Annotated in this window: 6 protein-coding genes and 1 pseudogene; 2 read left to right on the top strand and 5 right to left on the bottom strand. The window is 59.6% G+C overall.

Features of this window, described 5'->3' with window-relative positions; genetic code table 11:
• The 5 genes and pseudogenes from AC1D1Z_RS32450 to AC1D1Z_RS32430 all read right to left on the bottom strand — a co-directional run.
• A pseudogene (locus AC1D1Z_RS32450) lies at positions 1–311 on the bottom strand (ABC transporter permease); the annotation flags it as partial.
• Entirely contained in the window at positions 292–1,377 is a 1,086-nt protein-coding gene (locus tag AC1D1Z_RS32445; protein ID WP_477852943.1) for a methionine ABC transporter ATP-binding protein, read from the bottom strand. The gene AC1D1Z_RS32445 and the pseudogene AC1D1Z_RS32450, both read right to left, overlap by 20 nt.
• Before the next feature lie 89 nt (positions 1,378–1,466).
• Positions 1,467–2,306 (bottom strand): MetQ/NlpA family lipoprotein, encoded by an 840-nt coding sequence (locus AC1D1Z_RS32440; RefSeq protein WP_131647137.1) that lies wholly within the window; start codon positions 2,304–2,306, stop codon positions 1,467–1,469.
• 242 nt (positions 2,307–2,548) lie between these two features.
• Positions 2,549–3,109 (bottom strand): FMN reductase, encoded by a 561-nt coding sequence (gene msuE, locus AC1D1Z_RS32435; RefSeq protein WP_018247037.1) that lies wholly within the window; start codon positions 3,107–3,109, stop codon positions 2,549–2,551.
• 212 nt (positions 3,110–3,321) lie between these two features.
• Positions 3,322–4,524, bottom strand: coding sequence for an MFS transporter (locus AC1D1Z_RS32430; RefSeq protein WP_131647136.1), 1,203 nt, complete (start codon positions 4,522–4,524; stop codon positions 3,322–3,324).
• Positions 4,525–4,880: 356 nt separating this feature from the next.
• On the opposite strand from AC1D1Z_RS32430, the gene AC1D1Z_RS32425 reads away from it, so the two are divergent.
• Positions 4,881–5,339 (top strand): helix-turn-helix domain-containing protein, encoded by a 459-nt coding sequence (locus AC1D1Z_RS32425; RefSeq protein ID WP_018247039.1) that lies wholly within the window; start codon positions 4,881–4,883, stop codon positions 5,337–5,339.
• Positions 5,340–5,366: 27 nt separating this feature from the next.
• On the top strand, positions 5,367–5,804 hold the full coding sequence (locus AC1D1Z_RS32420) for an AfsR/SARP family transcriptional regulator (RefSeq protein WP_131647135.1): 438 nt from the start codon (positions 5,367–5,369) through the stop codon (positions 5,802–5,804).
• Positions 5,805–6,403: the final 599 nt, after the last annotated feature.

Genomic DNA, 6,403 nt, shown 5'->3' with positions numbered 1-6,403 from the left:
TAATAGGGCGTTGCGGCGATGGCGAGCGGCACGATGGCCGCCCAGGTGCYGAGCGCGGTGCCGACGATCAGCCGCGTCAGCGGGATCAGCGCCACCAGCAGGATGATGAAGGGCACCGAACGGAAGCCGTTGATGACCCCGCCGAGCACGCGGTTGATCCAGAGATTTTCGGCGATGCCGCCGCGCGCCGTCGCGACCAGTGCAAGGCCGAGCGGCAGGCCGGCGACGAGCGAGATCACTCCCGAGGCGACGGTCATCAGGATGGTCTCCCAAAGGGAGCGAACCAGCAGTTCAAGCATGATCGGTGTCATAACCAAGCACCTCCACCCGGGCGGACCGGGCCGTCAGGAATTGTTCGACCTTTCCGGCAAGCGCGGGGTCGCGCGCGGGAACGGCAATGAAGAACCGCGCCACAGGCTGGTTCTGGATGTGGTCGATGCCGCCATGGACGAGGCGGAAGGAATGCGGCAGCGCCGCCGAGAGTTCGGCAAACAGCGCGCCCTGCGCCTGCGGGCCGGCAAGATCGACGCTGAGGACCGCTTCGCTGCCCGCCGTCGCCGACAGCCGGCCGGCGATATGCTCAGGAAGCTGCGGCCGGATGCCGCCGAGCAGGCTCCCGGTGATATCAGCCTGCGGGTTGGCGAAGATCGACCAGACCTGTCCCTCCTCGACGATCCGCCCGGCATCGATGACCGCGACGCGATCGGCAATGCGGCGGACCACTTCCATCTCATGGGTGATCAGCAGAATGGTCAGCCCGAGCTTACGGTTGATGTCCTTGAGCAGCGCCAGGATCGACCGGGTCGTTTCCGGATCGAGCGCCGATGTCGCCTCGTCGGACAACAGCAGTGCCGGGCGTGCCGCGAGCGCCCGGGCGATGCCGACGCGTTGTTTCTGGCCACCGGACAGCGATGCGGGATAGGCCTTCGCCTTGTCGGCAAGACCGACGAGCTCGAGCAGCTCATGCGCCYGTTTCAGGCGCTCACTCTTTGCAAGACCCTCGATCTTCAGCGGCAGCGCGACGTTTTCCTCGACGGTCTTGGCGGAAAGCAGATTGAAATGCTGGAAGATCATGCCGATGCGGCGGCGCAGCGGCTGCAGGTCCTGTTCTGAAAGTCCGGTGATATCTCGGCCTTCGATGAGGATCTCGCCGCTATCGGCGCGCTCCAGGCCGTTCAGGCAGCGGATCAGCGTCGATTTGCCGGCGCCGCTGCGGCCGATGATGCCGAGGATTTCGCCTCTCTTCACCGTCAGCGAAATGCCGTCGAGTGCTGCAGTGGTTCCGAACCGCCGCTTCACGTCGGTCAGCCTCACCACCTCTTCGGTCGCCGTTTGCGGCTCTGCCTCGATCGCCGTGGTGGAAACAAAGGAATTCATGTGTTTTTCCTTACAAATGCTGAAGGCGGCCCGGGCAAAGAACGCCCGAACCGCCTCTCGGCAGGCCTTAACCCCAGCCCTGCTCCGGATCAATAGGCGCTGAGACCCGTCCCCTTGTAGACCTTGTCGAACTCGGCCTTGACGGTCTCGTTCTGATAAGAAGACACAAGCGTCTTGACCCAGTCGGCATCCTTGTTCTCGTCCTTGACGGCGATGAAGTTGCGGTATGGATTGTCGGCGATCGGCTCCTGGGCAATGCGTTCGGCCGGAGAAAGACCGCTTTTCAACGCCCAGTCGGTGTTGACGATACCGGCATCCAGATCGTCGATCGAGCGGCCGACGATGCCGGCGTCGAGTTCCTTGATCTCGATCTTCTTCGGATTGTCGGTGACGTCGGCGACGGTCGCAAGAATACCGGTGTCGTCCTTGAGCTTGATCAGGCCTTCGTTCTGGAGAACGCGCAGCGCACGGCCCTCGTTTGAGGGATCGTTCGGCACTCCGATGACGGCACCTTCCGGGATCTCGGCGACGGACTTGTACTTCTTGGTGTAAAGGCCGATCGGCCAGACCCCGGTATAACCGACGCGAACGATGTGATAGCCGTGCTGCTTGATCTGGTTGTCGAGATAGGGCTGGTGCTGGAAGGCGTTGGCGTCGAGTTCGCCGCGTTCCAGCGCTTCATTCGGCTGCGTATAGTCGTTGAAGGTGATGGTCTCGATCTTGAGACCCTTCTTCGCCGCCTCGCTCGCGACCACGCGCCAGATGTCCTCCTCCTCRCCGGCCATGATGCCGACCTTGATCGACTTGCCCTCGGCAAAGGAAGGAGCGGGTGCTGCAAAGGCAAAGAGTGCGGCAGCGGAAACGGCCACGGCGGCAAGAGCCGCCCGGCGCGAAAGGTGGAAGCCGTGAAGATTTTTGTTCTTGATCATTTTATATCCCGTCTGACTGAATGAGGCCAACGCCCCGAGCAGGCCGATCATGGCAAATGCGCGTATCGGAGGCGAAGCACGAATGTCTGATGTGGAAGAAGGGCTGGAAAAACTCTTGCCCTGCCATCGATATCAGCAGGATAAATTTCCATCAAATTAGTGGATTATACTTGGTAGCGAGGATGGCGCGAAAGCGAAAACGGCGCCTCCATGGCGCCGTTTCAAGCCTATCCCGACATTCTTCATTCGGCAGCGATAAGCGCTTGATTCCGGCTGGGAAAGAAGGCCGTGAGCTCGCCGATGACCTCCCCGATCCGATTGGAAAGCGGGTCGGATGAGACACGGTAATTGGTGAAGTCACGGTCGGACGCGTAAACGGCGGTCGGCAGCGTGTGCGCCATGAAGAAACCGAAGAGCGGGCGAAGCTGGTGCTCGACCATCAGCGCGTGCCGGTCGCCGCCGCCGGTCGCGGTGATGATGATCGGCTTGGCGCGCAGCTCATGCGGGTCGATCAAGTCGATCAGATGCTTGAAGAGGCCGGGATAGCTGCCCTTGTAAGTTGGCGCTCCGATGACCAGCACGTCGGCATTGACGATGTCGTCGATGACTTCCTTGGCGCGACTGTCGAGATCGTCACGGCGCAGCGCCTGGCCAAGCGAAGGGCCGACATCGGTCAGGTCGTAGATGGTGTTGTCGAAGCCGTATTTCTCGGCGGCGAGACCAGCAATGTTTTCAACAAGCGCAAAGGTCTTCGAGGGGCGGTTGAAACTACCCGCAAGGCCGACCAGTTTGGGAGCAGACATGCCATTTCCTTCCAATATCGTGCCGAAACCGACGTCACTATAATATTATCTATAAAAATAGTGGATTAAAGGAATGGTGATCCCTCTTCCCCCTATGAGGAGAAAAATACGTTCGGGCCCGTCGGCGATGGCGACGTGCGAAACTGCATGATGCATCGAGCCGGAGTGTCAGTGACATTCCGGCCGATGCATTGTCCGTAAGCGGTATCGCCTCAGACTGGTTTCCGCTTGGGAATACGCGGCAGGAAGACTGTCAGGAGACCGAGCAGCGGCAGGTAGGAGCAGATGCGGTAGACGAAATCGATGCCGTGAGTATCGGCGAAATCGCCGAGCAGCGCAGCACCAAGCCCCCCTGCCCCAAATGCGAAGCCGAAGAAGACGCCGGCAATCAGCCCGACGCGCCCGGGCACCAGTTCCTGTGCGAAGACGACGATGGCCGAGAAGGCCGAAGCGAAGATCAGGCCGATGACGATGCTGAGCACGCCTGTCCAGAAGAGGTTTGCATAGGGAAGCAAGAGTGCGAAAGGAATGACACCAAGGATCGAGAACCAGATGACGAAACGTGCGCCGAAACGATCGCCGATCGGCCCGCCGAGGAACGTGCCGACGGCGACCGAGCCAAGGAAGAGGAAGAGCATCAGCTGTGCCTGCTGCACGCTGAGCTCGAACTTGTCGATGACATAGAAGGTGAAGTAGCTCGACACGCTGGCCATGTAGACATTCTTTGTTGCCGTCAGCAGCACGAGAATCAGCAGCGCCCAGATGACCCGGTTCTGCGGCAGCGGCAGGGTCCGGCTTATTGCTGGCTTACTGGCATTCTGGCGCCTGTGGCTCATGTACCAGTTGCCGACCCAGCTCAGCACGACCATGCCGACCATAGCGATGGCGGCGAACCAGGAGACGCTGTGCTGGCCGAGCGGCAGCACGATGAAGGCGGCAAGCAGCGGACCGATCGCCTGGCCGGCATTGCCACCGACCTGGAAGAATGATTGCGCGAAACCGTGGCGACCGCCCGAAGCAAGACGGGCCACGCGCGAAGATTCCGGGTGGAAGACCGCCGAGCCGAAGCCGATCAGGCTTGCGGCAACCAGCAGCAGTTCGAAGCTGCCGGCATTGCCGAGCAGAATGAGGCCGCAAAAGGTACTCGCCATACCGACCGGCAGCGAATAGGGCATYGGCCAGCGGTCGGTGACGATGCCGACCAGCGGCTGCAGCAGCGAAGCCGTGACCTGGAAAGTCATGGTGAGGAGGCCGATCTGCACAAAATCGAGATCGTAGTTCGCCTTGAACAGCGGATAGAGCGAGGCGAGCAGTGACTGCATGATGTCGTTCAGCATGTGGCAGAAGCTGACCGCCATGAGGATGGACATCGTTGTTTTTTCGAAACGGGGCGCGCTCTCGGCAACGGTTGCCATCAATGCTTCTCCTGCACAGGCCCGGCCGGTGCCGTGCCACGTCGCTTTGTTCGATGGATTTTCGGGCGATCGGGGCTGGGAAGACTCTCGGGCGACGGTCGCTGAAGTGGATTTAGCGTAAGCCGGGACGCAATTACAGCCCAGTTCTATCCGTATTGGTACGGCTTTTGTTCGATTTTCTCTTCGGACAAGTGATTTCTGCCTAACTTAACGTCTTTCCAGGGCGGGCTTTCATATCACAGTCGGTCGCGATCATCACATATCCAGTATGCTATGTGAAAACAACCATGGAAAAGCCATGCAGGGGATACTACAGCTTCCCCGATTGAAAAAGCGATCGAGGCTGAAAACACACGATGAATGTCAAGACAGCGAATGCGATAGACAGCTATGTCGGAGCGCGCATAAGAATGCGCCGGCAGTTGCTCGGGATGAGCCAGGAACGGCTTGCCGAGCAGATCGGCGTGACCTTTCAGCAGGTTCAGAAATACGAGAAGGGCATTAACCGCATCGGCGCGAGCCGTCTGCAGCGGATCGCCGATGTGCTTCACACGTCGGTGAGTTTCTTCTTCGAACAGGAGAACTCCGAGCCGTTGACGCTGCAAGGGCTGGATCTGTCGGCGAATACTGATCCAGTGGCCGAATTCCTGCGAACGAAAGAGGGATTGGCGCTCAATCGCGCTTTTCTGAAGATTGCCGACCGAAATATCCGCGAAACGGTCATCGCGCTGGTGAAGGCGATGGCGCAGGCGGAAAGTCGCGGCGTAACATTGGGAGCCTCCGTAGCGGATATCACTCTTCCGCTCGGAGAATAGCCAGGGATATCGGCAGGCAGTATCCGCATGAAGCTCAGGCTCGAGTCATTTGGTGAGTTGCGGCTGATCGATCTGGCCGGGCAACCTGTGGCGTTCCCCGAAAAGGGTCTGCTTACGATTTGCTATTTGCTGGATCGTTATCTGCAGGACAGAGCCGGGAGCGAATATCCGCGCTCGGCGTTGGCTCGGTTTCTGTGGGACAGCCATGACAATCCCGACATCATGGCCAACCTGCGCAAGAGCATCTCACGCATTCAGGCGCGCCAGATCGAGCTCGGCACCGAACTTCTGGTCTTCACGGCGACCGGCGTACGGATCAAGCCGGATGCATTTGTTTGCGATCTTTCCGAGCTCGCCAACGCCGATAGCGGAGGCTTTCTTGAAAAGCTGCGGCGGCTGGTTGGCGTCCTGCGCCAGGACTTCCTGGCTGTGCTCGCCGACCAAAGCGTCGGCGGACGGTTATGAACTCTTCGAATTTCAGACTGGCCCGTTCCTGATTGGTTCGAATGGGGGCCCGACCGCTTATGGATTAATCGGCGAAAATTTTATTTCGATTCCGATTGTCTTTGCCGGCGCATGGTCAGATGAGGTCCGCGTGCTTGGAAAAACATTCGACGAGTTCATTGAAGCCATTGAGGCGGGCGAAGGTTCATAGCGATCCGCATTGCCTGCCGGCACCTCCTTCATGGATGATGTCATAGCCGACAGCCACTTCACCAACGCCGTTTCTGGGACGCCGGACTACTCGCGAAACCGAGACATTCGGTGGGTCAGCTGTTGGGCGGATATCGCGCCAAAGCGGGACCCGGCCCCCGGCAAACAGACCTCCTTTTAGGACGACAGAGTCCGAGGGTCTGCGACAGGCGCCTCCAGGGAACCCCAGCCGGTCCCAAGGAAGACGCCTACGATTGAGTGGGTGACGCGACGTGGGAACAGGCGCACTCAATCGATCTGCAGCAGGGAAGGTTCGGGATACGAAAAAGCCTGCCGCGGGAGGAGGTGCATTGCTTCGATGGGTCTCATCATACACCGACCATGGATAGTGCCAATGCCTTATGCTGCAC

This window comes from Rhizobium sp. P1_E1 (assembly GCF_056406015.1).
The sequence above is the reverse complement of the archived record's forward strand: the minus strand, read 5'-3'. Positions and strand labels throughout refer to the sequence as shown.